Annotated in this window: 21 protein-coding genes; 8 read left to right on the forward strand and 13 right to left on the reverse strand. The window is 62.5% G+C overall.

What is annotated here, in order from left to right; all coding sequences use genetic code 11:
• Window positions 1–223: 223 nt before the first annotated feature.
• A complete protein-coding gene (locus CRP40_RS05810) occupies window positions 224–1615 on the forward strand; it encodes an L-cystine transporter (RefSeq protein ID WP_023532302.1) in 1392 nt (463 codons plus the stop codon).
• Window positions 1616–1664: 49 nt separating this feature from the next.
• Here CRP40_RS05810 and CRP40_RS05815 read toward each other — a convergent pair whose 3' ends face one another.
• On the reverse strand, window positions 1665–2180 hold the full coding sequence (locus CRP40_RS05815) for a dihydrofolate reductase (RefSeq protein ID WP_027913473.1): 516 nt from the start codon (window positions 2178–2180) through the stop codon (window positions 1665–1667).
• Between the two features lie 54 nt (window positions 2181–2234).
• Between CRP40_RS05815 and CRP40_RS05820 the strand changes: the two genes are divergently transcribed.
• Both CRP40_RS05820 and CRP40_RS05825 read left to right on the forward strand, forming a co-directional pair.
• The gene (locus tag CRP40_RS05820) at window positions 2235–3626 is read left to right on the forward strand and encodes a DUF2868 domain-containing protein (RefSeq protein WP_033694879.1); all 1392 of its coding nucleotides are present in this window, start codon (window positions 2235–2237) and stop codon (window positions 3624–3626) included.
• Window positions 3619–4983: a GTPase/DUF3482 domain-containing protein gene (locus tag CRP40_RS05825; RefSeq protein WP_027913471.1), complete on the forward strand. Its 1365-nt coding sequence runs from the start codon at window positions 3619–3621 to the stop codon at window positions 4981–4983. Before CRP40_RS05820 ends, CRP40_RS05825 begins: the two co-directional genes overlap by 8 nt.
• Window positions 4984–5004: 21 nt before the next feature.
• Here CRP40_RS05825 and CRP40_RS05830 read toward each other — a convergent pair whose 3' ends face one another.
• Entirely contained in the window at window positions 5005–7263 is a 2259-nt protein-coding gene (locus CRP40_RS05830; RefSeq protein WP_027913470.1) for a heavy metal translocating P-type ATPase, read from the reverse strand.
• An 80-nt stretch (window positions 7264–7343) separates the two neighbouring features.
• On the opposite strand from CRP40_RS05830, the gene cadR reads away from it, so the two are divergent.
• The gene (cadR, locus tag CRP40_RS05835; RefSeq protein ID WP_027913469.1) at window positions 7344–7787 is read left to right on the forward strand and encodes a Cd(II)/Pb(II)-responsive transcriptional regulator; all 444 of its coding nucleotides are present in this window, start codon (window positions 7344–7346) and stop codon (window positions 7785–7787) included.
• Between the two features lie 144 nt (window positions 7788–7931).
• On the opposite strand, the gene CRP40_RS05840 is transcribed toward cadR, so the two are convergent.
• Genes CRP40_RS05840 through CRP40_RS05850 form a run of 3 tightly spaced genes read right to left on the reverse strand, consistent with a single transcriptional unit; the run spans window position 7932 to window position 10559 of the window.
• Complete coding sequence (locus CRP40_RS05840) at window positions 7932–8903, reverse strand: thymidylate synthase (protein WP_027913468.1); 972 nt, start codon at window positions 8901–8903, stop codon at window positions 7932–7934.
• Between the two features lie 50 nt (window positions 8904–8953).
• A complete protein-coding gene (gene lgt / locus CRP40_RS05845; protein ID WP_027913467.1) occupies window positions 8954–9760 on the reverse strand; it encodes a prolipoprotein diacylglyceryl transferase in 807 nt (268 codons plus the stop codon).
• Between the two features lie 16 nt (window positions 9761–9776).
• Window positions 9777–10559, reverse strand: coding sequence for a sulfite exporter TauE/SafE family protein (locus CRP40_RS05850; protein WP_027913466.1), 783 nt, complete (start codon window positions 10557–10559; stop codon window positions 9777–9779).
• 127 nt (window positions 10560–10686) lie between these two features.
• Here CRP40_RS05850 and CRP40_RS05855 point away from each other — a divergent pair, with 127 nt between their 5' ends.
• Entirely contained in the window at window positions 10687–11433 is a 747-nt protein-coding gene (locus tag CRP40_RS05855) for an NRDE family protein (RefSeq protein ID WP_027913465.1), read from the forward strand.
• Between the two features lie 57 nt (window positions 11434–11490).
• Here CRP40_RS05855 and ptsP read toward each other — a convergent pair whose 3' ends face one another.
• The 4 genes from ptsP to ilvA all read right to left on the reverse strand — a co-directional run bounded on the left by ptsP (window position 11491) and on the right by ilvA (window position 16477).
• On the reverse strand, window positions 11491–13770 hold the full coding sequence (gene ptsP / locus CRP40_RS05860; RefSeq protein ID WP_027913464.1) for a phosphoenolpyruvate--protein phosphotransferase: 2280 nt from the start codon (window positions 13768–13770) through the stop codon (window positions 11491–11493).
• Window positions 13771–13792: 22 nt separating this feature from the next.
• The gene (locus tag CRP40_RS05865; RefSeq protein ID WP_023532670.1) at window positions 13793–14272 is read right to left on the reverse strand and encodes an RNA pyrophosphohydrolase; all 480 of its coding nucleotides are present in this window, start codon (window positions 14270–14272) and stop codon (window positions 13793–13795) included.
• 150 nt (window positions 14273–14422) lie between these two features.
• Window positions 14423–14848 carry a DUF2269 family protein gene (locus CRP40_RS05870; protein WP_027913463.1) on the reverse strand — a complete coding sequence of 142 codons (426 nt, stop codon included), beginning with the start codon at window positions 14846–14848 and terminating at the stop codon, window positions 14423–14425.
• Window positions 14849–14962: 114 nt separating this feature from the next.
• On the reverse strand, window positions 14963–16477 hold the full coding sequence (gene ilvA / locus CRP40_RS05875) for a threonine ammonia-lyase, biosynthetic (protein ID WP_027913462.1): 1515 nt from the start codon (window positions 16475–16477) through the stop codon (window positions 14963–14965).
• Window positions 16478–16610: 133 nt separating this feature from the next.
• Here ilvA and rpiA point away from each other — a divergent pair, with 133 nt between their 5' ends.
• Complete coding sequence (gene rpiA, locus CRP40_RS05880) at window positions 16611–17285, forward strand: ribose-5-phosphate isomerase RpiA (RefSeq protein ID WP_023532306.1); 675 nt, start codon at window positions 16611–16613, stop codon at window positions 17283–17285.
• A 63-nt stretch (window positions 17286–17348) separates the two neighbouring features.
• Here the strand turns inward: rpiA and CRP40_RS05885 are convergent, their stop codons facing one another.
• The 4 genes from CRP40_RS05885 to CRP40_RS05900 form a co-directional block, all read right to left on the reverse strand.
• Window positions 17349–18251 (reverse strand): SdiA-regulated domain-containing protein, encoded by a 903-nt coding sequence (locus CRP40_RS05885; protein WP_027913461.1) that lies wholly within the window; start codon window positions 18249–18251, stop codon window positions 17349–17351.
• Between the two features lie 85 nt (window positions 18252–18336).
• A complete protein-coding gene (locus CRP40_RS05890; RefSeq protein WP_027913460.1) occupies window positions 18337–19251 on the reverse strand; it encodes an SdiA-regulated domain-containing protein in 915 nt (304 codons plus the stop codon).
• Window positions 19252–19413: 162 nt separating this feature from the next.
• Entirely contained in the window at window positions 19414–20079 is a 666-nt protein-coding gene (locus CRP40_RS05895; protein WP_027913459.1) for a fumarylacetoacetate hydrolase family protein, read from the reverse strand.
• A 24-nt stretch (window positions 20080–20103) separates the two neighbouring features.
• Window positions 20104–21501 carry an FAD-binding oxidoreductase gene (locus tag CRP40_RS05900; protein ID WP_027913458.1) on the reverse strand — a complete coding sequence of 466 codons (1398 nt, stop codon included), beginning with the start codon at window positions 21499–21501 and terminating at the stop codon, window positions 20104–20106.
• A gap of 171 nt (window positions 21502–21672) precedes the next feature.
• Between CRP40_RS05900 and serA the strand changes: the two genes are divergently transcribed.
• On the forward strand, window positions 21673–22902 hold the full coding sequence (gene serA / locus CRP40_RS05905; protein WP_023532441.1) for a phosphoglycerate dehydrogenase: 1230 nt from the start codon (window positions 21673–21675) through the stop codon (window positions 22900–22902).
• A 203-nt stretch (window positions 22903–23105) separates the two neighbouring features.
• Window positions 23106–23594, forward strand: coding sequence for a transporter substrate-binding domain-containing protein (locus tag CRP40_RS05910; RefSeq protein ID WP_027913457.1), 489 nt, complete (start codon window positions 23106–23108; stop codon window positions 23592–23594).
• Window positions 23595–23636 lie beyond the last annotated feature (42 nt).

The following is a 23636-nucleotide window of genomic DNA, read 5'->3' on the forward strand; positions in this document are numbered from 1 at the left end:
GACTGACAGACGCTAGTCGAGTGAGACCCGTCGGTCACGCTCGATTGCGACCTTTATGCCCCCGTAAACGCCGTGTTCATTGCAATCCGCGACGTCTCGATATTCCATTTACGACTATACAAATTCCATTTGGGTATAAATTCCTTTGTTTTCAGGCTGTTAGCATTTCCACTCGCAATCGCACATAGAGGCGGCGACTCATCCTCTCGTTTCCGGAGCTTTAATGAACCTGCCACTGCTGCTTAACCTGCTGGCGTTCCTGGCCTTGTTGCTGGGGCTGGCGCAGACCCGTCATACCGATTGGAGCCTGGCCAAGAAAGTGCTGCTGGGCCTGGCACTGGGCGTGGGCTTCGGCCTGGTACTGCACACGATCTATGGCGCAGGGCACCCCGTGCTCAAGACCACCATCACCTGGCTGGACCTGGTCGGCAACGGCTACGTAGGCCTGTTGCAGATGATCGTCATGCCGCTGATTTTCGCCTCCATCCTCAGTGCCGTGGCGCGTCTTCACAATGCTTCTTCCCTGGGGCGCATCAGCGTCCTGAGCATCGGCACGCTGCTGCTGACCACGGCGATCGCTGCCCTGATCGGCATCCTGCTGACCAACCTCTTTGGCCTCAGTGCCGAAGGCTTGGTGGCAGGCGCCCAGGAGAGCGCACGCATGCAGGTGATCCACAGCGACTATGCAGGCAAGGTCGCCGACCTCAACATCCCGCAACTGCTGCTCTCGTTCATCCCCAGCAACCCGGTCGGCGACCTGGCGCGGGCCAAGCCGACATCGATCATCAGCGTGGTCATCTTTGCCGTTTTCGTCGGCCTGGCCGCCTTGCAGTTGATCAGGGACGACGCCGAGAAGGGTCAGCGTGCACTGTCGGCCATCGATACCCTGCAAGCCTGGGTAATGCGTCTGGTGCGCGTGGTCATGAAACTCACCCCTTACGGCGTGCTGGCGTTGATGACCAAGGTGGTGGCCAGCTCGAACATGGAAGACATCCTCAAGCTGGGCAGCTTCGTGGTCGTGTCCTACCTGGGCCTGGCGCTGATGTTCGTGGTTCACGCGCTCATCCTGGCGGCAATCGGGGTCAGCCCGCTGCGCTTCTTCCGCAAGGTGTGGCCGGTGCTGACCTTCGCCTTCACCAGCCGTTCGAGCGCTGCCAGTATCCCGCTGAACATCGAGGCCCAGACGCGCCGGCTGGGCGTGCCGCAGTCGATCGCCAGCTTCAGCGCCTCGTTCGGGACCACCATCGGCCAGAATGGCTGTGCCGGGCTCTATCCTGCCATGCTGGCAGTGATGGTCGCGCCAGCGGTTGGCATCGATACCTTCGACCCGCTGTGGATCGCCACCTTGGTGGCCATCGTCACGCTCAGTTCAGCCGGGGTGGCCGGGGTTGGCGGCGGCGCCACCTTCGCCGCGCTGATCGTGCTGCCGGCCATGGGCTTGCCGGTGGAGCTGGTGGCACTGCTGATTTCGGTAGAGCCGTTGATCGACATGGGCCGTACGGCGTTGAACGTGAACGGTTCGATGACGGCAGGCGTGGTAACCAGCCAGCTGCTCAAGGAAACCGACAAGCAGGTACTGGCCGATGATGAACACGCAGAATTGAGCCATACCTGAGTGCAGATGGGGCCGCACAGCGCGGCTCCCTTCCTGGCGCAACAGGCGTTCAGGCCTTGTCCCACACCTCGAAGTGATACAGCGGCTTGCCTTCCTCAGCCTGCGCCTGGCTGGACGTGAGCGTCCACTGCTTGCGATCGAAATCCGGGAACCAGGCATCGCCCAGCGGCGACAGCTCGACCCGCGTCACGTACAGGCGGCTGACGAGCCCTTGCTCCAGCGCCTGCCCGTAGAGCTGCGCACCACCGATCAGCATCAGTTCGTCGACACCTTGCTCGCGCGCCCACTGATCGGCCCGCACCAGCGCCTCTTCCAGTGAAGCGAAAACCTCGGCACCGGCCAGTTCCAGCCCGGGCTGCCTGCTGACCACGATGTTCAACCGCCCAGGCAGCGGCCTTCCCAGCGAGTCCCAGGTCTTGCGGCCCATGATGATGGGCTTGCCCAAGGTGGTGGCCTTGAAGTACTTGAAGTCCCCCGGCAAATGCCAGGGCATGGAATTGTCGATGCCTATCACGCGGTTTTCGGCGCAGGCCACGATCAGGCTCAGGGGCAGTAATGTGTTCATGCCAGCGAGAATAGCACCGCACGGGTGAGTTATGCTGCTGCCACGACCTGTGCAATGGAAGACCCTGTGACTGCACCTTCTTTGCTGGACAAGCGCTGGCTCACCGAGGCGATACGCCTGCGCGAGGAACATGCCGGCCCCCTCGAGGATCAGGAAGCCAACCGCCGTGCTCGCCAGCAAGGCGGCAGCCTGGCCTTGCGCATCGAGACCCGTGCGCTGCTGTTGGCCGAACGCGACGGCATGACCGCCGCGTTGTGGCGCTGGAAGCAAGGGGCGCGCCTGGCGCTGTTGGCGATGCTGGTGATGGCGGTGCTCAGTGGCGGGGGCCTGGCGTTGGCCGCCCTGGGTGACGGGCAGCGGCCGGTGAATGTCTTCTGGGCGCTGGGCAGCCTGCTGGGGCTGAACCTGGTCATGCTGCTGGGCTGGCTGATCGGCTTGTTCCTGAGCGGTGAGCACGGCGCGCTGCTGGGGCGGCTTTGGCTGTGGTTGAGCGAACGCTTGGCCCGCGACGCCCGTGCCGCCCACCTGGCGCCGGCCTTGCTAGTGCTGCTGGGGCGCCAACGCCTGGGCCGTTGGTTGCTGGGTTTGCTGGTCCACAGCCTGTGGCTGGTGGCCATGCTGAGCGCGGTAGGTGTGCTGCTGACATTGCTGGCCACCCGGCGCTATGGCTTCGTCTGGGAAACCACGTTGTTGGCGGCCGAACCCTTCATCGCCATGACCCAGGCCCTGGGCGCCCTGCCCGCGCTGCTGGGCTTTGCGGTGCCTGACCCGGCCATGATCCGTGCCAGCGGCGACACCGCGCCGGCCCTGGCCATGACGCGCCAGGCATGGGCCAGCTGGCTGCTGGGCGTGGTGTTGGTCTATGGCGTGCTGCCGCGCCTGCTCTTGGCCGGCGTGTGCCTGTGGCGCTGGCGGCAAGGGCGCGAACATTTGGCGCTGGACACGAACCTGCCAGGCTACATGCCGCTGCGCGAGAGGCTGATGCCCAACAGCGAGCGCCTGGGCGTCCAAGACGATGCACCCGACACACTGCCGCAGTTCAAGGCCGAGCCGTCACTCATCGAAAATGCCGGCGCACTGCTGGTTGGCGTCGAGCTGGACGATCAGCGCCCCTGGCCGCCGTCATTGCCCGCCAACGTCGCCGATGCCGGCGTACTGGACAGCCGGGAGTCGCGGCATCGTCTGCTCGAACAACTGGGGCGTTTTCCACCCGCACGCCTGGCCATTGCCCTTGACCCTGAGCGCTCGCCGGATCGCGGCAGCCTGGCCTTGCTCGCCGAGCTGGCGCGCAATGCCGGAAGTACGCGCATCTGGCTGTTGCCTGCCGCCGCTGATCAGCCTCGCGATGAGCGGCGCCTGAATGACTGGTGTGAAGCCCTGGATCGCCTGGGGCTTCCCTATGCCGACACCCTACCGCTGGCCTGGTTGGAGCACGCTCATGACTGAGCCCTTGAAGCTGGCCGTGGTAGGCCACACCAACGTGGGCAAGACCTCGCTGCTACGCACCCTCACGCGCGACGTCGGTTTCGGGGAGGTCTCGCATCGTCCCAGCACCACACGCCATGTGGAAGGCGCTCGCTTGTCCGTGGACGGGCAGCCTCTGCTGGAGCTCTACGACACACCGGGACTGGAAGACGCAATTGCCCTGCTCGACTACCTCGAACGCCTTGAGCGCCCTGGCGAGCGCCTGGATGGCCCGGCGCGGCTGGAGCGGTTTCTTCAGGGCAGCGAGGCCCGCCAGCGCTTCGAGCAGGAGGCCAAGGTGCTGCGCCAGCTGCTGGCCAGCGACGCCGGGCTCTATGTCATCGACGCCCGCGAGCCGGTGCTGGCCAAGTACCGTGACGAACTCGACGTGCTGGCAAGCTGCGGCAAGCCACTTCTACCGGTGCTTAACTTCGTTTCCAGCCATCCGCATCGCGAACCGCAGTGGCGTGAAGCACTCGCCCGGCTTGGGCTTCATGCATTGGTGAAATTCGACAGCGTGGCCCCGCCAGAAGATGGCGAGCGCCGCCTGTACGAGAGCCTGGCCCTGCTGCTGGAGGAGGCGCGCCCCAGCTTGCAGCGCCTGATCGACGATCAGCAGGCCCAACGGGTAGCTCGTCAGCAAGGCGGCAAGCGTCTGATCGCCGAATTGCTGCTGGACTGCGCCGCTTGTCGGCGCAGCGTGGAAGGTGAACCGTCTGCCCAGGCACAGGCCATCGAGGCGCTTCACCAGGCCGTGCGCCAGCGTGAACAGCGCTGCGTGGAGGCCCTGCTCAAGCTCTATGCGTTCCGGCGCGACGATGCGCACGCCAGTGACCTGCCGTTGCTGGACGGGCGCTGGGGAGACGATCTGTTCAATCCTGAGACCCTGAAGCAGCTTGGGGTGCGGGTAGGCGGCGGAGTGGCGGCAGGCGCGGCGGCCGGTGCCGGGGTGGACCTGCTGGCAGGTGGGCTGACCCTGGGGGTCGCAGCATTGGCCGGGGCCATCGCCGGCGGTGCCCTGCAGACGGCTCGCGGCTATGGCGCGCGCCTGATGGGCAAGCTCAAGGGCAAACGCGAGCTCACCGTCGACGATACCGTCCTGCGCTTGCTGGCCCTGCGTCAGCAACAACTGATGGTGGCACTGGACCACCGTGGGCATGCCGCTCAGGACAGTATTCGCCTGGGCCAGCTGGATGAAAAGACCTGGCGTCAGGGCAAGCTGCCCGAACCGCTGGTGCGGGCTCGCGCGCATCCACAATGGTCCAAGCTCAATCCCGGTGCTAAACCGAACCAGGCCCAGCGCCAGGAGCAGCTCGAAGCGCTGGTGCAGCAGCTCTAGGCCTGGCCTTTGAGTCGGCGGTCACTTGCGCAACAAGCGCAGGCCGTTGAACACCACCAGCAGGCTAACGCCCATGTCGGCGAATACGGCCATCCACATGGTGGCCAGCCCGGCGAACGTTATGCCCAGGAAGATCGCCTTGATCGCCAAGGCCAGCACGATGTTTTGCTTGAGGATCGCTGCGGTATGCCGCGACAGCCTGATGAACGCAGGGATCTTGCGCAAGTCGTCGTCCATCAGCGCCACATCGGCCGTTTCGATGGCGGTATCGGTGCCAGCCGCCGCCATGGCGAAGCCGATTTCGGCCCGGGCCAGCGCTGGTGCATCGTTGATGCCGTCCCCGACCATGCCAACGCGATGACCTTGGTCGTACAGCGCCTGGATACTACTGAGCTTGTCGGCTGGCAGAAGGTTACCTTCGGCCCGATCAATGCCTACTGTACGCGCGATAGCCGCAGCGGTGTGCGGGTTGTCGCCGGTCAGCATGGCCGTCTGGATGCCCAGCGCATGAAGCTCGGCAATGGCTTGCCGGCTGCTTTCCTTGACGGTATCGGCCACTGCAAACAATGCCAGGGGGCCTGATGCGTTGAGCAGCAACACCACTGTCTTGCCCTGCTGTTCCAAGGCATCCAGCTGGGCCTCCAGTTCTGGTGAACACAATCCCAGCTCCTCGACCAGACGATGGTTGCCCAGATGCAACACCTCACCCTCAAGGTTGCCACGCACGCCACGGCCCGCCAGCGCGGTGAAATCCCGGACCTCAAGGTGGGGCAGGTCGTTGTCCTGGCCGAACTGGGCTATCGCTCGGGACACGGGGTGATCGGAGCGTGCACCCAGGCTCGATGCCAGGGCCTGCGCACGATGCTCGAACGCCGGTTGCAGGGCTTTGAAGTCTGTCTGGACCGGCTTGCCGTGGGTGATCGTGCCGGTCTTGTCCAGGGCCAGGAAGTCCAGGTGGCGCCCGCCCTCGAGGTACACCCCGCCCTTGATCAGGATGCCTTTGCGCGCTGCCGCCGCCAGGCCACTGACGATGGTGACGGGGGTCGAGATCACCAGTGCACAGGGGCATGCCACTACCAGCAGCACAAGCGCGCGATACACCCAGTCGAACCACGTGCCGTTCAGCAGGAGCGGCGGGATGATCGCCACGGCCAACGCCAGGGCCAGCACTGCCGGCGTATAGATCCGCGAAAACCGGTCGACGAAGCGCTGGGTTGGCGCCCGCGCCCCTTGCGCCTGCTCGACGGCCTTGATGATGCGCGCCAGCGTGGACTGACCAGCTACTGCGGTGGCTTGGATTTCCAGTGCGCCTGCCTGGTTGATGGTACCGGCGAAGACCTTGTCGCCCTGGACCTTCTCCACCGGCAGGCTTTCACCCGTGATCGGTGACTGATCGACGCTGGACTGCCCGCTGATCACTTGGCCATCGAGCCCGATCCGCTCGCCTGGCCGTACTCGCATCGTTGCGCCGACAGCGACTTCACGCACGTCCACTTCGCGCCACTGGCCATCGGCCTGTTGCACGGTTGCCATGTCCGGCGCCAGCTGCATGAGCCCGCCAATGGCATTGCGTGCACGGTCCAGCGAGCGGGCCTCGATCAGTTCGGCCACGGTAAAGAGCACCATCACCATGGCTGCTTCCGGCCATTGGCCGATCAGCAGCGCACCGGTGACCGCGATGCTCATCAGGGCATTGATGTTGAGGTTTCGGTTATTTAGCGCGATCCAGCCTTTCTTGTAGGTACCCAGACCACAACCCAGGATCGCCGCCAGTGCCAGCGCGGCCACCACCCACTGCGGTGCGAGCTGGGCGAAGTGCACGACTTCGGCGCCCAGGGCTGCCAGACCGGACAGCGCAAGTGGCCACCAAGCCTGTCTGGGCGGCGGCGCTGGCGCGGCAGCGCTATCGGCATCCCCCACGAGCGGCTCGGCTTTCATCCCCAGGCTGTCGATGGCCCGTTCGATGTCGGACGTGCCATCGAGCGTGTGCCTGACCCCAAGAACGCGGCTGATGAGGTTGAACTCCAGGGCCTCGATGCCGGCCATCTTACCCAGCTTGTCCTGGATCAGCGTCTGCTCGGTCGGGCAATCCATGGCTTCGATCCGAAAACGGCTGAGCAGAGCCTGCTTGCTGGGCCGGGACGTCAACTGCACATGAGCAGGCGCCGCCTGCGTGCTGCAACAGGCATGACCCTGATCGCCATGGCCCACGCCGTCATGGGCATGGTCATGATTGTGCTCATGATGATGCGAGTGTTCGGGGCTGACAGACTTGTTCATGGGTCATCCTTATTGAGCCTGTTGCCAAGTGAACACCCTGTAGCCACTATAGGGTCAAGCGAATGCCTGGAGTTTCCAACATGAAGATCGGCGACCTTGCCAAGGCGACGGACTGCGCTGTCGAGACCATTCGTTATTACGAACGCGAGAAGCTTCTGCCAGAGCCTGCGCGCAGCGAGGGCAACTACCGGATGTATACGCAAGCGCATGTCGAGCGCCTGACATTCATCCGCAACTGCCGCACGCTGGACATGACGCTGGATGAAATCCGCAGCCTGCTGCAGCTGCGTGACAGCCCCCAGGCCTCGTGCGGCAGCGTGAATGCCTTGATCGACGAGCATATCGAGCACGTCCAGGCCCGGCTCGATGGATTGGTGGCGTTACAGGCGCAACTGATGGATTTGCGAAGACGGTGTAGCGAAGAAGGCGCGCAATGCGCGATTTTGCAGCAGCTGGAAACCAACGGCGCGGTGACGGTGCCGGATATCGAGCATTCACATGTTGGACGTAGCCATGGGCATTAGTGGGCGTGACCAGCCTGTCGGTCACCCTGCCAGAACAACTGTCTTGCGCCGCATCTGAAGGCTAGCGAATTTCGGGGCGGCCTTGCCGGGGCGCCGGCAAGACCGCTCCCGGGATCGTTCACCGGGGGTATGAAGGCGCCACCTTCAAACCGCCATCGGAGCCGTCATCGGGGCATGATGTTCATACCCTTCGAGCCAGAAATCACTCGGCTCGATCTGTTCAAGCCACTGCGGCTCGTACTTGCCCGTCTCGGCGAACGCCGGCACCCGATCGCTGATCACCAGCTTCGGCGCTTCCAGCGGCTCGCGCTTGAGCTGCTCGTTGAGCATGTCCAGATGGTTCTCGTACACATGGGCATCGCCGATGAAATAGGTGAACCAGCGCGGGGTATAGCCGGTCAGCCGACCGAACAGCGCCAGCAATGCCGCCCCTTCGGTGAGGTTGAATGGCGTACCCAGGCCAAGATCGTTGGAACGGATATAAAGCGTCAGCGAGAGCTCGCGCGTTGTCACGTTGGGGTGGAACTGGTACAGCAGATGGCAAGGCGGCAAGGCCATTTCATCGAGCTGGGCGCAGTTCCAGCCATGGAACAGGATGCGCCGGCTGCCAGGGTCGTTTGCGATGGTGTCCAGGCACTGACGGACCTGATCGATGGCTTTGTACAGGATGACAAACGCCACGCCATCCTCTTCATCCTGGGCAATCTGACGGAACCCGGCCTTCTCCGCCATCTCGATCGCGGCTCGATTGCTCAGGGGGATGCGCTTGTAGCCCGGCCACTGCCGCCACTGGACCCCGTAGATCTCGCCCAGGTCGTCATGGCCCTGGCGGAACGGGTTGGCCAACCACTGGGCGTTTTCGTTGGCGTTCTGGTCCCAGACCTTGCAACCCAACTCACGGAATTGGCCGGCGTTGCGAACCCCGCGCAGGAAACCTACCATTTCGCCGATCGCCGACTTGAACGCCAGCTTGCGCGTGGTGATGGCGGGGAACCCCTTCTGCAGGTCGAAGCGCAGCATCGCCCCTGGCAGGCTGATGGTGCGGATGCCGGTACGGTTTTCCTGCAACGTGCCGTTTTCGATAACGTCGCGGACCAGGTCCAGATACTGTTTCATGGCTTACCTGTAGCTAGACGGCAGGGGGATCGCCCCTGCCGGGAGAGTGATCAGGCGGGTGTCGCCGTAGGCTTGCGATTATAAGCCCACCAGATGAGCGCAAGGCCAGCCACGATCATGGGGATGCACAGAATCTGACCCATGGTCAGCCATCCCCAGGCCAGGTAACCGAGCTGGGCATCCGGAACTCTCACGAACTCGACGATGAAACGGAAAATACCGTAGAACAACGCGAACATTCCGGAAACGGCCATGGTGGGCCGAGGTTTGCGCGAGTACAGCCAGAGAATCACGAACAGCGCCACGCCTTCGAGGGCGAACTGATACAGCTGCGAAGGGTGGCGCGGCAACTGGGCCGGGTCGCTGAACGGTGGGAAGACCATCGCCCATGGCACATCGGTCGGCTTGCCCCACAGCTCGGCATTGATGAAATTGCCGATACGCCCGGCACCCAGGCCGATCGGCACCAGCGGGGCGACGAAGTCCATGAGTTCGAAGAACGACTTGTTGTGGCGCTTGCCGAACCACAATGCAGCGAGCATCACGCCAATGAAACCGCCGTGGAACGACATGCCGCCTTTCCAGACCTCGAAGATCAGCGTCGGGTTGGCCAGGTACGCGTGCAGATCGTAGAACAGCACATAGCCCAGCCGCCCTCCCACGATCACCCCCATCGACAGCCAGAAGACCAGGTCGGAGAGCTTTTCGCGGCTCCAGGTAGGGTCGAACCGGTTGAGGCGGCGGGTGGCCAGCAACCAGGCCCCGCCAATGCCGATCAGGTACATCAGGCCGTACCAATGGATTTTCAGCGGTCCGATGGCCAGTGCCACGGGGTCTATCTGCGGGTAAGGCAGCATTTAACATCCTCTCGATTCAAATCAGAAAGCTCAGGCCTACACAGAACAACAGGGCCGCAAACAGGCGCTTCAACAGGCGCGGTGACAGTCTGTGAGCCAACCGCGCCCCGTAACGTGCGAAAAACATGCTGGTCACGGCGATGCCGACCATCGCCGGCAGGTAGACGTAACCCACGCTGTGCGGCGGCAATTGAGGTTCATGCCAGCCCAGCACCATGAACCCCACTGCACTGGCGAACGCAATGGGCAGGCCACACGCTGACGACGTTGCCACGGCCTGCTGCATGGGCAGGCTGCGCCAGGTCAGGAAGGGCACGGTCAGCGAGCCGCCGCCGATGCCAAAAATGGCCGAGGCCCAGCCGATCACGCCCCCCGCTGCCACCCGTGCAGCCTTGCCGGGCACACCGCGGCTGGCCTTGGGCTTGAGGTCCAGTGCCATCTGCGCGGCAATCACCAAGGCAAAGACGCCGATGATCTTCTGCAGCATGGGCCCCTGGATCAGCGACGCCGTCTTGGCCCCGACACCGGCACCCAGCAGGATCCCCAGGGTCATCCAGGCAAAGATCGGCCATTGCACCGCGCCTTTGCGGTGATGCTCGAGCACGGCGTTGATGGAGGTGAAGACGATGGAGGCCAGGGAGGTGCCTACCGCAAGGTGCGTCAACACCGAAGCGTCAAAGCCCTGCAACGTGAAGCTGACCACGAGCACAGGCACGATGATGATGCCCCCGCCCACGCCAAACAGGCCAGCCAGCACCCCCGCACATGCACCCAAGACCAGATAGAGCACGAATTCCATTCGGCTTCCCCGAGAAATCAATCCGGCATGGTAACGGAAGCTGGGTTCGCGGCTCTAGTGAAGTCTGTGTCAGGTTGGATCTGCCGCGCTGCCTGGGTACAGTGGAAGAAAACACAGGACCGGAAAAATGTGCCTGATCGTGTTCGCCTGGCGGCCAGGGCATGCCCTGCCGTTGATCGTGGCAGCCAACCGTGATGAATTCTATGCCCGCCCTACCCTGGCGTTGGCACCGTGGGAAGACGCACCGCAGGTGTACGCGGGCAGAGACCTGGAGGCTGGCGGGACTTGGCTGGGAGTCGGCCCACAGGGAAGGTTCGCCGCGTTGACCAATATCCGTGACCCCAGACAGTCACTGGGATCGCATTCGCGTGGCGAGTTGGTGGCCGCTTTTCTGAAGGGTGAGCAAACCGTAGAAACTTATCTGAATCAGGTGGCAAGCCGAGCCGACCAGTATTCAGGCTTCAACCTGCTCATTGGCGATCAGCATGCTCTGGGGTACGTCAATGCCAGGGAAGCAGTGCCACGTCTGCTTGAGGCGGGCGTGTACGGGCTTTCCAATGCGCAGCTTGATACCCCGTGGCCGAAGCTGGTCAAGGCGCGCAGCCGCCTGGCGGAGTTGTTGGAAAAACCAGCCCCTGACCGACTATTGGGACTGTTGGCAGATGACGAGCCTGTGGTCGACGCCCTGTTGCCGGAAACAGGCGTGGGCCTGGCCACCGAGAAACTGTTGTCGAGCGCGTTCATCGCCAGTCAGCACTACGGCACACGCGCCAGTACCGTGCTGATTGTCGATAATCGAGGCCAAAGGCAGTTCATCGAACGCAGCTTCGGCCCGTTCGGATCCCTTCTCGGGGAGGTGAAACTCTCGGTTTGATCACCCAGGCCGACCTTGTATGCAGGTCAACTCACTAGGCGCCGGTACACATGGCGCTCAGAGCGGCTTGTTGGCCCCGGGCCCGATCATTCGTGCAAGCCCCAGGTTCTTCAGCGCCAGCTGCAGCGAGCTGTGGATGACCTGCGGGTTGTCATGGCTCAGCGCCTCTTGCAGCAGCTCTTTAGCCTTGCTCATGTTCACCTGGCGCAGCATCCACTTCACCTTCGGCAGGTTGGTGGCGTTCATCGACAGGCTGTCGAAGCCCATGGCCATGAGCAGGATGGCAGCTGCCGGGTCGCCCGCCATTTCGCCGCAGATACTTACCGGTTTGCCTTCGGCATGAGCATCGCGGACCACGGTGTTGACCGCCTGCAGCACGGCTGGATGCAGGTAATCGTAGAGGTCGGCTACCCGAGGATTGTTACGGTCCACAGCCAGCAGGTACTGGGTCAGGTCATTGGACCCCACTGACAGGAAGTCCACCTGTCGCGCCAGTTCACGGGTCTGGTACACCGCGGCCGGGATTTCCACCATCACGCCCACCGGCGGCATCGGTACATCGGTGCCTTCGTCGCGCACCTCGCCCCAGGCACGGTGAATCAGGTGCAGCGCTTCCTCGAGTTCTTGAACGCCGGAAATCATCGGCAGCAGAATCCGCAGGTTGTTCAAGCCTTCGCTGGCCTTGAGCATGGCCCGCGTCTGCACCAGGAAAATCTCGGGATGATCGAGCGTGACGCGAATGCCACGCCAGCCCAGGAAGGGGTTTTCTTCCTTGATCGGAAAGTAGGACAGCGCCTTGTCGCCGCCGATGTCCAGTGTGCGCATGGTCACGGGCAGTGGATGGAAAGCCGCCAGCTGTTCGCGGTAAATCGCCAACTGCTCTTTTTCGCTGGGGAAGCGCTGGTTGATCATGAACGGCACTTCGGTGCGGTACAGGCCTACCCCTTCGGCGCCACGCTGCTGGGCGCGAGCGACATCGGCCAGTAGACCGGTATTGACCCACAGCGGCATGCGGTGGCCGTCAGGGGTCACGCAGGGCAGCTCGCGCAAGGCGTCCAGGCCCTGTGCCAGCTGGCGCTCTTCCTCGACCACGTCGCTGTACTGTTTGCGCAGCACATCGCTTGGGTTGGTAAAGACCTCCCCTTTGTAGCCATCGACGATCAGCTCGATGCCATCGACCTTCGAATAAGGCAGGTCGACCAGGCCCATCACGGTCGGAATACCCATGGCGCGGGCCAGAATGGCCACGTGCGAGTTGCCCGAGCCCAATACCGAGACCAGGCCCACCAGCTTGCCTTCGGGCACTTCGCCCAGCATGGCCGGGGTCAGCTCTTCGCTGACCAGAATGGTGTTGTCGGCATACACCAGCGACTGCGAGCGGGCCTGTTGCAGGTAGGCGAGCAAGCGTCGGCCCAGGTCCTTGACGTCGGAGGCCCGCTCGCGCAGGTAATCGTCGTCCATCAGTTCGAAGCGGTTGACGTGCTCGCCCACCACCTGGCGCAGGGCGCCCTGCGCCCATTGGCCGGTCTTGATGACCTCCCGCACCTCGCCGCCCAGGGCAGCGTCCTCGAGCATCATCAGGTAGACATCGAACAACGCCCGCTCTTCGGGGCGCAGTTGGGTGGCCAGCTTGGCCGACAGCTTGCGCATGTCGGCGCGCACACCTTCGAGGGCCGCATGGAACAGGTGCAGTTCGGCGTCGATGTCCTCGACCGTCTTGTCCGGGACCACTTCCAGGTCGGCCGGTGGCAGCATCACCACCGCCCGCCCTACGGCAGCACCAGGCGAGCCAGGCACACCAACGAACCGCGCCTCCTGAATACCCTTGCCCTGGCGACCCAGGCCGCGAATCGAGCCAGTGGCCTCGGCATGGGCGATCACCCCCGCCAATTGCGCACTCATGGTCACCAGGAAGGCCTCTTCGCCTTCGTCGAACTGGCGACGCTCGCGCTGCTGAATGACCAGGACCCCCACCACGCGGCGGTGGTGGATGATCGGGGCGCCCAGGAAGGAAGCGAAGCGTTCCTCGCCGGTCTCGGCGAAGTACCTGTAACGCGGGTGTGCGGCGGCATCTTCGAGGTTCAGGGGTTCTTCGCGGGTGCCCACCAGCCCGACCAGGCCTTCGTTGGGGGCCATGCTGACCTTGCCGATCGAACGCTTGTTCAGCCCCTCGGTGGCCATCAATACGAACCGGTTGGTTTCCGGGTCCAGCAGGTAGACCGAACAGACCTGGCTGGCCATGGCCTCTTTGACACGCAAGACAATGATCCCCAACGCCGACTTGAGATCTTTGGCGGAGTTTACTTCCTGGACGATCTTGCGCAGCGTATTGAGCATGGCTCGGGGTCGAACTCCGTCGTCAGTCGCGCGTCAGAAGACGCGGTGCTAGCTCTTTCAGGGCGCGCCGATAGACCTCGCGCTTGAATGTCACAACCTGGCCCAGCGGGTACCAGTAGCTCACCCAGCGCCAGCCATCGAACTCCGGCTTGCCGGTCAGGTCCATACGCACCCGTTGTTCATTGCTGATCAGACGCAGCAGGAACCACTTCTGTTTCTGGCCGATGCACAACGGTTGGCTGTGGGTGCGCACCAGTCGCTGGGGTAAACGATAACGCAACCAACCACGGGTGCAGGCAAGAATTTCCACATCATCGCGTTCAAGGCCAACTTCTTCGTTCAGCTCGCGGTACAGGGCGTCTTCTGGCGTCTCGTCAGGGTTGATACCGCCCTGTGGAAATTGCCAGGCATCCTGGTTGATCCGTCGAGCCCATAGCACCTGCCCGGCATCATTCGTGAGAATGATCCCGACATTGGGGCGAAAACCATCCGGGTCGATCACGGCAGCAACCTCGCAAACGCATGTCACCGCATTGTTCCACAAAGCCTGCGAGCGCAGCAACGCGCCTGCGGTGCTTATATACCGTCAGCGCTATGCAAGTCTGTGAACCAGGCTTTGCCGACAGGCAATCGGTGGATACCTTGGCGAGGATCAGACGGGCTTGGCGCCCATCAATCCGGCGATGGACAGCAGGCACACGGCACTGAACACGGCCAACGCCAGTGTTAGCCGAGCACCCTGTGCAGGTGTCCTGCGCAGCCGATTCAGGCGCACCGCAAGCCATACCCAGGCCAACGCGCCCACGGTATACAGCGCACTCGACGCCAGTAGCCAGGTCTGACCCAGCGGCCAACCCACCAGGTGCACCAGCCACCAACCGGTGAACGGCATGCTGATCAGGCTGATACCCATCACCAACCAGACGAAGACCAGAGGCCGCTGCATCAACCTGCCATACACCGTCCCGCCACCCTGCCGGCGGGCGCGCATCGTCCAGATCGCCAAGCCCAGAGCACCCAGCAACAACAATGCGGTGCCGATCACGTGCAAGGCTTTGAGGGTGTTGAGGTGTTCCATGTCACTCGTCCTGGGCTGGTTGCGTTACAGGGGGCTGCGAGCGAGCAAGGCCGCCAGGCTGCGCCGCCTGTTCACTGCGAAGCGGCGCCCCCCCGTGGGTAAGAGCTTAGCCGTTCAGCCAAGGAACAACGTGTAGGCCGGGTTCTGGGTTTCATCCCAGTAGGGATAGCCAATCTGCGCCAGCGCGGCCGGCACAAGGTGGCGCTCGTCCTCAGGGACCTGCAGCCCCGCCACCACACGGCCATCTGCCGCGCCATGGTTACGGTAGTGGAACATCGAGATGTTCCAGCGCCCGCCCAGCTTGTCGAGGAAGTTGAACAGTGCCCCTGGCCGCTCGGGGAATTCGAAACGCAGCACCATTTCATCGCTCGCCCCGGCCGAGTGCCCGCCCACCATGTGGCGAATGTGCAATTTGGCCAGCTCATTGTCGGTAAGGTCCGTGACCGGGAAGCCCTGGTCGATCAACTGCTGCACCAATGCCGCGCGGGGGTCGTTTTCCGGATGGGTCTGCACGCCCACGAAGATGTGCGCTTCATCGGAGGTGTGTTTGCGGTAGTTGAATTCGGTGATCTGACGCTTGCCCACCGCTTCGCAGAAGGCCTTGAAGCTACCGGGGCGCTCCGGGATGGTGACCGCGATGATAGCTTCGCGCTTTTCACCCAGCTCTGCCCGCTCCGCGACATGGCGCAGGCGGTCGAAATTGACGTTCGCCCCGGAATCGATGGCGACGAGGGTCTGGCCGCTGACCCCGTACATCTCCACGTAACGCTTGATACCCGCCACCCCCAGTGCCCCCGCAGGCTCGGTGATCGAACGGGTATCGTCGTAGATGTCCTTGATCGCCGCGCAGATTTCGTCGGTGCTGACGGTGATGACTTCGTCCACGTACTGGCGGCAGATGTCGAAGGTATGCTGGCCAATCTGGGCCACCGCCACGCCGTCGGCAAACAACCCTACCTGCGGCAGCACCACCCGCTCACCAGCGGCCATGGCGGCCTGCAGGCAATTGGAGTCGTCCGGTTCAACGCCAATCACCTTGATTTCGGGGCGCAGGTACTTCACGTAGGCGGCGATGCCGGCGATCAGACCGCCGCCGCCGACCGGCACGAAAATGGCGTCCAGCCGACCAGGGTGCTGGCGCAGGATTTCCATGGCCACGGTGCCCTGGCCCGCGATGGTGTGCGGATCATCGTAGGGATGGATGTAGACGAAGCCTTTTTCATCGACCAGTTTCAGCGAATACGCCAATGCCTCGGGGAACGAGTCACCGTGAAGGACCACTTTGCCGCCGCGCGAGCGCACACCTTCGATCTTGATTTCAGGTGTGGTCTTGGGCATCACGATGGTGGCCTTGATGCCCATTTCCCGCGCAGCAAGGGCCAGCCCCTGGGCATGGTTGCCTGCCGACGCGGTGACCACACCGCGAGCCAGCTCTTCTGCGGTCAACTGCGCCAGCTTGTTGTAGGCCCCGCGGATCTTGAACGAGAACACCGGCTGCAGGTCCTCGCGCTTGAGCAGAATCTGGTTGCCCAGGCGTTTGCTCAACTGCCCGGCGCTGTGCAAGGGGGTTTCGACGGCAACGTCATAGACGCGCGAGGTGAGGATCTTCTTGACGTACTGTTCGAGCATCGGGAAAGCATCACTGGCCGCGGGACAAGGGCTCGGAGTCTACCCCAGCGTTATGTCGGACGACCACAGCCAAGCCGCGCTTGCCGTTATACTGGTCGCCTTTACATCCGCCCTGCCCCCTCTCGGAGCCCGCATGACCCAGGACCAACTCAAACAGGCCGTTGCCCAGGCTGCCGTCGACTTCATTCTGCCCAAGCTCGATGACAAAAGCGTCGTTGGCGTTGGCACCGGTTCGACCGCCAATTTCTTCATCGACGCCCTGGCGCAGCACAAGACGGCCTTCGACGGCGCGGTCGCCAGCTCCGAAGCCACGGCCCAGCGTCTCAAGGGGCATGGCATCCCGGTCTACGAGCTCAACAGCGTCAGCGAGCTGGAGTTCTATGTGGACGGCGCCGATGAAAGCGACGAGCACCTGAACCTGATCAAGGGGGGTGGCGCGGCCCTGACTCGGGAAAAGATCGTTGCCGCCGTGGCCAAGACGTTCATCTGCATCGCCGATGGCAGCAAGCTGGTACCGGTTCTGGGCAACTTCCCGTTGCCGGTGGAGGTGATCCCGATGGCGCGCAGCCACGTCGCTCGCCAGTTGGTCAAGCTGGGCGGTGACCCGGTCTACCGTGAGGGCGTGGTCACGGACAACGGCAACGTGATCCTCGACGTGTATAACCTGCAGATCACCAACCCGGTGGAGCTGGAAGCCCAGATCAATGCCATCGTGGGCGTGGTCACCAATGGCCTGTTCGCCGCACGGCCTGCCGACCTGCTGCTGTTGGGCACTGCCGACGGCGTGAAGAGCCTGAAGGCCGAGTAACCATACAAGCCGGCATGCCCGGGTACGGTTGCGCCGTCCGGGGCTTGCCGAGCGCCGATATGGTCATGGCGCCGGCTGCTTGAATACGTAGAACAGGTTCGGCTCACTGACCATGTAAATGGTCCCGGTCTCGTCCATCGCAATGCCCTCCGCCTGCGGGACTGTCGCTTTGAGCCCCTGGAACCCCTTGCGCAATGACAAGGTGCTCAGTGGCCGCCCTTGCACATCCAGCTCCAGGACCAGGCGTGATTCATCCGACAGCGCCAGCAGGTGCCCACTGCGCTCGTCGAACTGCAGGCTCGACAGGTCGCGCACGAACAGGCGCGAATCGCGCTTTCGGTCCTGGACAACGTTCACGGCATAGGGTTGTTGCGGATCGTCATGAGGAAACCCGTGCACTTCATAGATGAGCATCGGGTCGCGCTCCTTGGCCACGAACAGCCGCTTGCCCACCGAGTCGAAGGCCAGCCCCTCGAAACCCTTGTTACCGTTGAGGCCGATGCCCAAGGTCAATTGCTCGGCCTGAGTAGCGTCCAGGGACAAGGTGTCGTCGGTGAGCCGCACACGGATCAGCCGCTGCTGGCGCTCGTCGGTAATCACGTAGCTGTTGGGACCGATGTACTCCACCGCCTCGGGATCACCGAAACCGTGCAACGCGATGCGCCGCAGGATTCGCCCGTCCAGCGACAGCTCGATCAGCTCCGAGCGGGCGTTGGTCACGGTGAACAGGCTCTTGCGGTCAGGGTCGTAGGTCAGCGCCGAGACATCGTCATCCAGCCCTTCGATCGGCCGCCCTTCGACCACCACCTGATAGCGATTCAAGCCAATGCTTTGCTCCGCCGGCTGCCACCACGTGGTGAGGTTGAACCAGGCACGTTCGAACAGACGAAATTCCTGCCCGACCCAGCCCAGCAACAGCAGACCTAGAACGACAGGAACCAGTGACAGACGCAGATAACGGTGCATGAAGGCAGACTCGACGAAGGATGGCGAATCTAACCACAAACAACTGAAATAAAGCTTAATGCCATCATGTAAATAGCAGAAAAACCTAGCCTTTGGTAAAGCGGTAGAACAATGCCGGTTCGCTGACCATGTACAGGGTGCCCTGGTCATCCATTGCCACACCTTCGGCCCGAGGAATGGTGTGCTGCAGGCCATTGAAGCCCCCCAGCAACGTCATGAAGCTGACCTGCTCACCCTGCTCGTCCAGTTCCAGCAGCATGTTGGAGTCGGCAGACAGCGCCAGCAGGTGCCCCGTTCGCGGGTCAATGCCCAACGCCGACAGGTTTCGCAGGTCGAGCGAATCACTGGGCAGCGGCGTTTTCTCGCCCGTCAGTTGGCCTTGCCCATTGGACTTCCATTCGTAAAGGCGCGGCGGCCGCTCCTCGCCGATGACCAGCCGCTGCTTCGACGCATCCCACACCACGGCCTCATAGCCCTTGTTTCCGTTTGGCGACTCCCCTAGGTCGTGGCTGAGGAAGTCCGCATGGTTGAGCACGGTAGTGGTGGCATCGACTTTCACCACCGTCAGGTCATGCAGCCGCTCGTCCGTGATTGCCAGGTAGCCGCCGTCCATGACCGTGACGCCTTCCGGGTTTGCCCAGCCATTAAGGGGAATGTTGCGCAGTACGTCGCCGTCCAGGTTCAGCTCGGTGAGGAAGGGTTGCTTGCCCATGACGGCGAATAGCGTACGCGTACTGGGGTTGTACGCGAGGTCCGATGCCTCGTAGTCGGCCATTGCCGGCAAGGGCTTGGCATCGATATCCACCGTGTAGTCCGGCAGCCACACGCTTTCACTGCGCTCGGCCGTGCTTTCGAAACCTTCCTTGATCCACAATGCTGCCCGATCGTCCCAATGCATGGCGAAGGCCACGCCATAGGTAATCACCACGCCCACGGCCAAGCCGAACGGCCAGCGCAGGTAGAACGGGCGCTTGAAGGAGGCAGGGGCGTTTGATTGCATCGAGGCGTCCTGGGGAAAGAAGCAAAGGTCTGCGCATTATCCAGAAGACGTGTGAAAAAACAGTCAACCCGCCCGGGCATTCGCAGATGACGCGGAGGTGGGCCGCCTGACCGCTGCCGTGGCCAAGGCGGATCATCCGCGAAAAGCCGAGTGGGTAGCGGCTTAGAGCACCCGGCTCTCGAAGCGGCTAATCCCTGGCAGCTCCAGAACCACGTCATCGCCCACGTTGAAGGGGCCTACGCCTGCTGGGGTGCCGGTCAGGATGACGTCGCCGGCCTGCAGCGAAAACTGCGCAGCCATGTGCTGGATCATCGGCACGATCGGGTTGAGCATCATTGCACTGGAGCCGTCCTGGCGGACTTCGCCGTTTACCGTCAGGCGCACCGGGATGGCCGTGATGTCTTCGAAGCTGGCGGCAGACACGAAGGGCGGCAACACGCAGGCGCCGTCGAAACACTTGGCCAACTCCCAAGGTAAGCCCTTTTCCTTGAGCTTGGCCTGCACGTCCCGCAGGGTCAGGTCCAAGGCCGGCGCGAAGCCGGAAATGGCATCGAGCACCTCTTCCTGGCTCGGCCGCGTGGACAGTGACTTGCCCAGCAATACCGCGATTTCCACCTCGTAATGCACCGACCCGCGGTCGGCAGGAATCTTGAACCCGCCCTCGGCCGGCACCACGCAACTGCCCGGTTTGATGAACAGGAGGGGTTCGGTCGGAATGGGATTGTCCAGCTCCTTGGCATGTTCGGCGTAGTTACGCCCGATGCATACCACCTTGCCCAGTGGAAAATGAATGCGCGTGCCGTCTGCATACTGGTGCTGGTAGTTCATGGCCACTCCTCTGGATACCGCTTTTTATTCAGGTGCGAAGATCTTACCCGGATTCATGATGCCCGCAGGGTCGAACACCGCCTTGATCGCCTTCATGCAGGCGATTTCTTCAGGGGAACGGCTGTAGCCCAGGTAGTCGCGCTTGGTCATGCCCACACCGTGCTCGGCGGAGATCGAACCGTCGTAGCGCTGGACGATCTCGAACACCCACTTATTGACCTCGGTGCAGGATGCGAAGAAGTCATCCTTGCTCATGTGCTCGGGTTTGAGGATGTTCAGGTGCAGGTTGCCGTCGCCGATATGCCCGTACCAGATCACCTCGTAGTGCGGGTAATGCGCCTGGACGACGGCGTCGATGTCGCGCAGGAAGGCCGGCACTTTCGAGACGGTCACGGAAATGTCGTTTTTATACGGCGTCCAGTGCGAAATGGTTTCGGACAGGTATTCGCGTAGCTTCCACAAATTCTTCAGCTGCGTCTGGCTCTGGCTCATCACGCCATCGAGCACCCAACCTTGCTCGACACAGTGTTCGAAGGTGGCCAAGGCTTCGTTGGCCACCGCTTCGGTGCCGGCCTCGAACTCCAGCAAGGCATAGAACGAGCATGGCGTTTCGAAGGGCGCAGGCACGTCACCGCGCGCCAGGATCTTGGCCAGGCCCTTGTCGGAGAAAAACTCGAACGCCGTCAGGTCCAATTTGCCCTGAAACGCGTGAAGTACCGGCATGATCGAGTCGAAATCAGGCGTGCCCAACACCATGGCGGTGAGGTTGCGCGGTGCACGGTCCAGGCGCAGGGTGGCCTCGACCACGAACCCCAGCGTACCTTCGGCGCCAATGAACAGCTGGCGCAGGTCGTAGCCGGTGGCGTTCTTGATCAGGCCCTTGTTCAATTCCAGCAACTCACCGCTGCCGGTGACCACCTTGAGGCCCGCGACCCAGTTGCGGGTCATGCCGTAGCGGATCACCTTGATGCCACCGGCATTGGTACCGATGTTACCGCCTATCTGGCTGGAGCCACTGGAGGCAAAGTCCACTGGGTAATACAGGCCCTGCTCCTCGGCGAACGCCTGTACCTGCTGGGTAATGACCCCTGGCTGGCAGACCACGGTGCGGTCGAAGGCGTTGAAATCCAGGATGCGGTTCATGTAATCGAAGGCGACGACCACCTCCCCGCTGGCGGCCACGGCGCCCGCGGACAATCCGGTACGCCCCCCGGAAGGCACGAGCGCCACACGATGGGCATTGGCCCAGCGCACGATGGCCTGCACCTGTTCGATCGTCCGGGGCAGGACGATGGCGCTGGGCGCAGGCGGGTAATGGCGCGTCCAGTCCTTGCCATAGGCTTGCAGGGACTCGGGGTCGGTCAACACCTTGCCGGGGTCGACCAGGGTCATCAACTCATCCAATGCAGCGGGCTGGGTCATCGCCTGAACTCTCGCTTTATTCATGGTCACCCTGAGCACTCTTCACCTGTCGGGATAAGCTCAGATTGTGTCGCGTATGCTAGCATAGCGCCCCCGCTGTTCATGCTAGAGCTGCCCACGGGCGCCTGGCATCACCCTCGCCACTTTTCTCCGGGATACAGGTTTACGCAGATGAGCAAGACTTCTCTCGACAAGAGCAAGATCCGGTTCCTTCTTCTTGAAGGTGTACACCAGAACGCGGTCGATACCCTGACGGCTGCCGGCTACACCAACATCGAATACCTCACTGGTTCGTTGCCCGAAGCAGAGTTGAAGGAAAAGATCGCCGACGCCCATTTCATCGGCATCCGCTCACGCACCCAGTTGACCGAAGAAATCTTCGACTGCGCCAAGAAACTGGTCGCCGTCGGTTGCTTCTGCATCGGTACCAACCAGGTTGACCTGGAAGCGGCCCGTCAGCGCGGTATCGCGGTGTTCAACGCGCCGTACTCCAACACCCGTTCGGTAGCCGAGCTGGTACTGGCCGAAGCCATTCTGCTGCTGCGCGGCATTCCGGAAAAAAATGCCTCGTGCCATCGTGGCGGCTGGATCAAGAGCGCAGCCAACTCCTTCGAGATTCGCGGCAAGAAACTGGGCATCGTCGGTTACGGCTCCATCGGTACCCAACTGTCTGTACTGGCCGAAAGCCTGGGCATGCAGGTGTACTTCTTCGATCCGCTGACCAAGCTGCCGCTGGGCAATGCTGTCCAGGTGACCAACCTGCACGAATTGCTCGGCTTGGCCGATATCGTCTCGCTGCATGTGCCTGAGCTGCCATCCACCCAGTGGATGATCGGCGAGAAGGAAATCCGAGCGATGAAGAAGGGCTCCATCCTGATCAACGCTGCCCGCGGTACCGTGGTCGAACTTGATCACCTGGCCGCAGCCATCAAGGACAAGCACCTGATCGGCGCTGCCATCGACGTGTTCCCGGTCGAGCCACGCTCCAACGATGAAGAGTTCGAAAGCCCGCTGCGCGGCCTGGACAACGTGATCCTGACGCCGCACATCGGCGGTTCCACTGCCGAGGCTCAGGCCAACATCGGCCTGGAAGTGGCCGAAAAGCTGGTCAAGTACAGCGACAACGGGACCTCCGTGTCGTCGGTCAACTTCCCGGAAGTGGCCCTGCCTGCTCACCCTGGCAAGCACCGCCTGCTGCACATCCACGAAAACATCCCGGGTGTTCTCAGCGAAATCAACAAGGTATTTGCCGAAAACGGCATTAACATCTCGGGTCAGTTCCTGCAGACCAACGAGAAAGTGGGCTATGTGGTGATCGACGTCGACGCCGAATACTCGGACCTTGCGCAGGAGAAGCTGCAACAGGTCAAGGGCACCATCCGCTCGCGCGTACTGTTCTAACACGCGGCCAGCGTGAATCAAGGGAGGCCCAGGTGGCCTCCCTTTTCGTTATGGGGCCACCACAGCGGCGGACGGGGAGCACAAAAAAACCAGGCGGCACGTCAAACGATGCCGCGACTTCAGGGTCATAGGCTGCGCTCGACCATGGCGAGGAATAAAGCCGTGGCGACGGTTATTCATTCGCTAAACGAAAAGGGGCATTCATGCGTTCGACCATAGGGGTACTGCTGGCAGTACTGATCAGCCCATTGGCTCAGGCAGAGCTGATGGACGAAATCGCCGATCGCGGTGAACTGCGCATCGCTGTGCAGAGTGACAACGCACCATACGCCTTCAAGCAGGATGACCACCTGACAGGGTTCGATGTGGAGTTCGGCCAGGCCCTGGCCTCGGAGCTCGACCTGCGCGTGGAGTTCGTCGAAGCACCCGAGGCGCAAACCCTGCCCGGCGTTGAAAGTGGTAAATACGACATCGCGTTGCTGCCTGTCACGGCAATACCGCAAGGCGATAGCCCGCTCGACACCAGCCAGCCTTTTGGCAAGCAACAGCTGGTGGTGCCGTTCCAGAAGGACAACCCAGCCTTCGAAAGCGCCGTGAACAACGCGCTGCAACGCCTGAAGGACAGCGGGCGTACGGCCGAACTGGAACACAAGTGGCTTGCCGACGAGCAGCAGGCCGCAGCGACTCGGTAGCGTGCCGCAGTCAACCGTGGCAGGTGCTGATCAGCATGCTCG

It is taken from the genome of Pseudomonas sp. URMO17WK12:I9, assembly GCF_900230165.1.
Classification (GTDB): Bacteria; Pseudomonadota; Gammaproteobacteria; order Pseudomonadales; family Pseudomonadaceae; genus Aquipseudomonas; species Aquipseudomonas fulva.

Excerpts from the sequence above, each read along its gene's own strand:
- CRP40_RS05810 (WP_023532302.1), top strand. The coding sequence starts at position 224 with ATGAACCTGCCACTGCTGCTTAACCTGCTGGCGTTCCTGGCCTTGTTG.
- CRP40_RS05815 (WP_027913473.1), bottom strand. The coding sequence starts at position 2,180 with ATGAACACATTACTGCCCCTGAGCCTGATCGTGGCCTGCGCCGAAAAC.
- CRP40_RS05820 (WP_033694879.1), top strand. The coding sequence starts at position 2,235 with ATGGAAGACCCTGTGACTGCACCTTCTTTGCTGGACAAGCGCTGGCTC.
- CRP40_RS05825 (WP_027913471.1), top strand. The coding sequence starts at position 3,619 with ATGACTGAGCCCTTGAAGCTGGCCGTGGTAGGCCACACCAACGTGGGC.
- CRP40_RS05830 (WP_027913470.1), bottom strand. The coding sequence starts at position 7,263 with ATGAACAAGTCTGTCAGCCCCGAACACTCGCATCATCATGAGCACAAT.
- cadR (WP_027913469.1), top strand. The coding sequence starts at position 7,344 with ATGAAGATCGGCGACCTTGCCAAGGCGACGGACTGCGCTGTCGAGACC.
- CRP40_RS05840 (WP_027913468.1), bottom strand. The coding sequence starts at position 8,903 with ATGAAACAGTATCTGGACCTGGTCCGCGACGTTATCGAAAACGGCACG.
- lgt (WP_027913467.1), bottom strand. The coding sequence starts at position 9,760 with ATGCTGCCTTACCCGCAGATAGACCCCGTGGCACTGGCCATCGGACCG.
- CRP40_RS05850 (WP_027913466.1), bottom strand. The coding sequence starts at position 10,559 with ATGGAATTCGTGCTCTATCTGGTCTTGGGTGCATGTGCGGGGGTGCTG.
- CRP40_RS05855 (WP_027913465.1), top strand. The coding sequence starts at position 10,687 with ATGTGCCTGATCGTGTTCGCCTGGCGGCCAGGGCATGCCCTGCCGTTG.
- ptsP (WP_027913464.1), bottom strand. The coding sequence starts at position 13,770 with ATGCTCAATACGCTGCGCAAGATCGTCCAGGAAGTAAACTCCGCCAAA.
- CRP40_RS05870 (WP_027913463.1), bottom strand. The coding sequence starts at position 14,848 with ATGGAACACCTCAACACCCTCAAAGCCTTGCACGTGATCGGCACCGCA.
- ilvA (WP_027913462.1), bottom strand. The coding sequence starts at position 16,477 with ATGCTCGAACAGTACGTCAAGAAGATCCTCACCTCGCGCGTCTATGAC.
- rpiA (WP_023532306.1), top strand. The coding sequence starts at position 16,611 with ATGACCCAGGACCAACTCAAACAGGCCGTTGCCCAGGCTGCCGTCGAC.
- CRP40_RS05885 (WP_027913461.1), bottom strand. The coding sequence starts at position 18,251 with ATGCACCGTTATCTGCGTCTGTCACTGGTTCCTGTCGTTCTAGGTCTG.
- CRP40_RS05890 (WP_027913460.1), bottom strand. The coding sequence starts at position 19,251 with ATGCAATCAAACGCCCCTGCCTCCTTCAAGCGCCCGTTCTACCTGCGC.
- CRP40_RS05895 (WP_027913459.1), bottom strand. The coding sequence starts at position 20,079 with ATGAACTACCAGCACCAGTATGCAGACGGCACGCGCATTCATTTTCCA.
- CRP40_RS05900 (WP_027913458.1), bottom strand. The coding sequence starts at position 21,501 with ATGACCCAGCCCGCTGCATTGGATGAGTTGATGACCCTGGTCGACCCC.
- serA (WP_023532441.1), top strand. The coding sequence starts at position 21,673 with ATGAGCAAGACTTCTCTCGACAAGAGCAAGATCCGGTTCCTTCTTCTT.
- CRP40_RS05910 (WP_027913457.1), top strand. The coding sequence starts at position 23,106 with ATGCGTTCGACCATAGGGGTACTGCTGGCAGTACTGATCAGCCCATTG.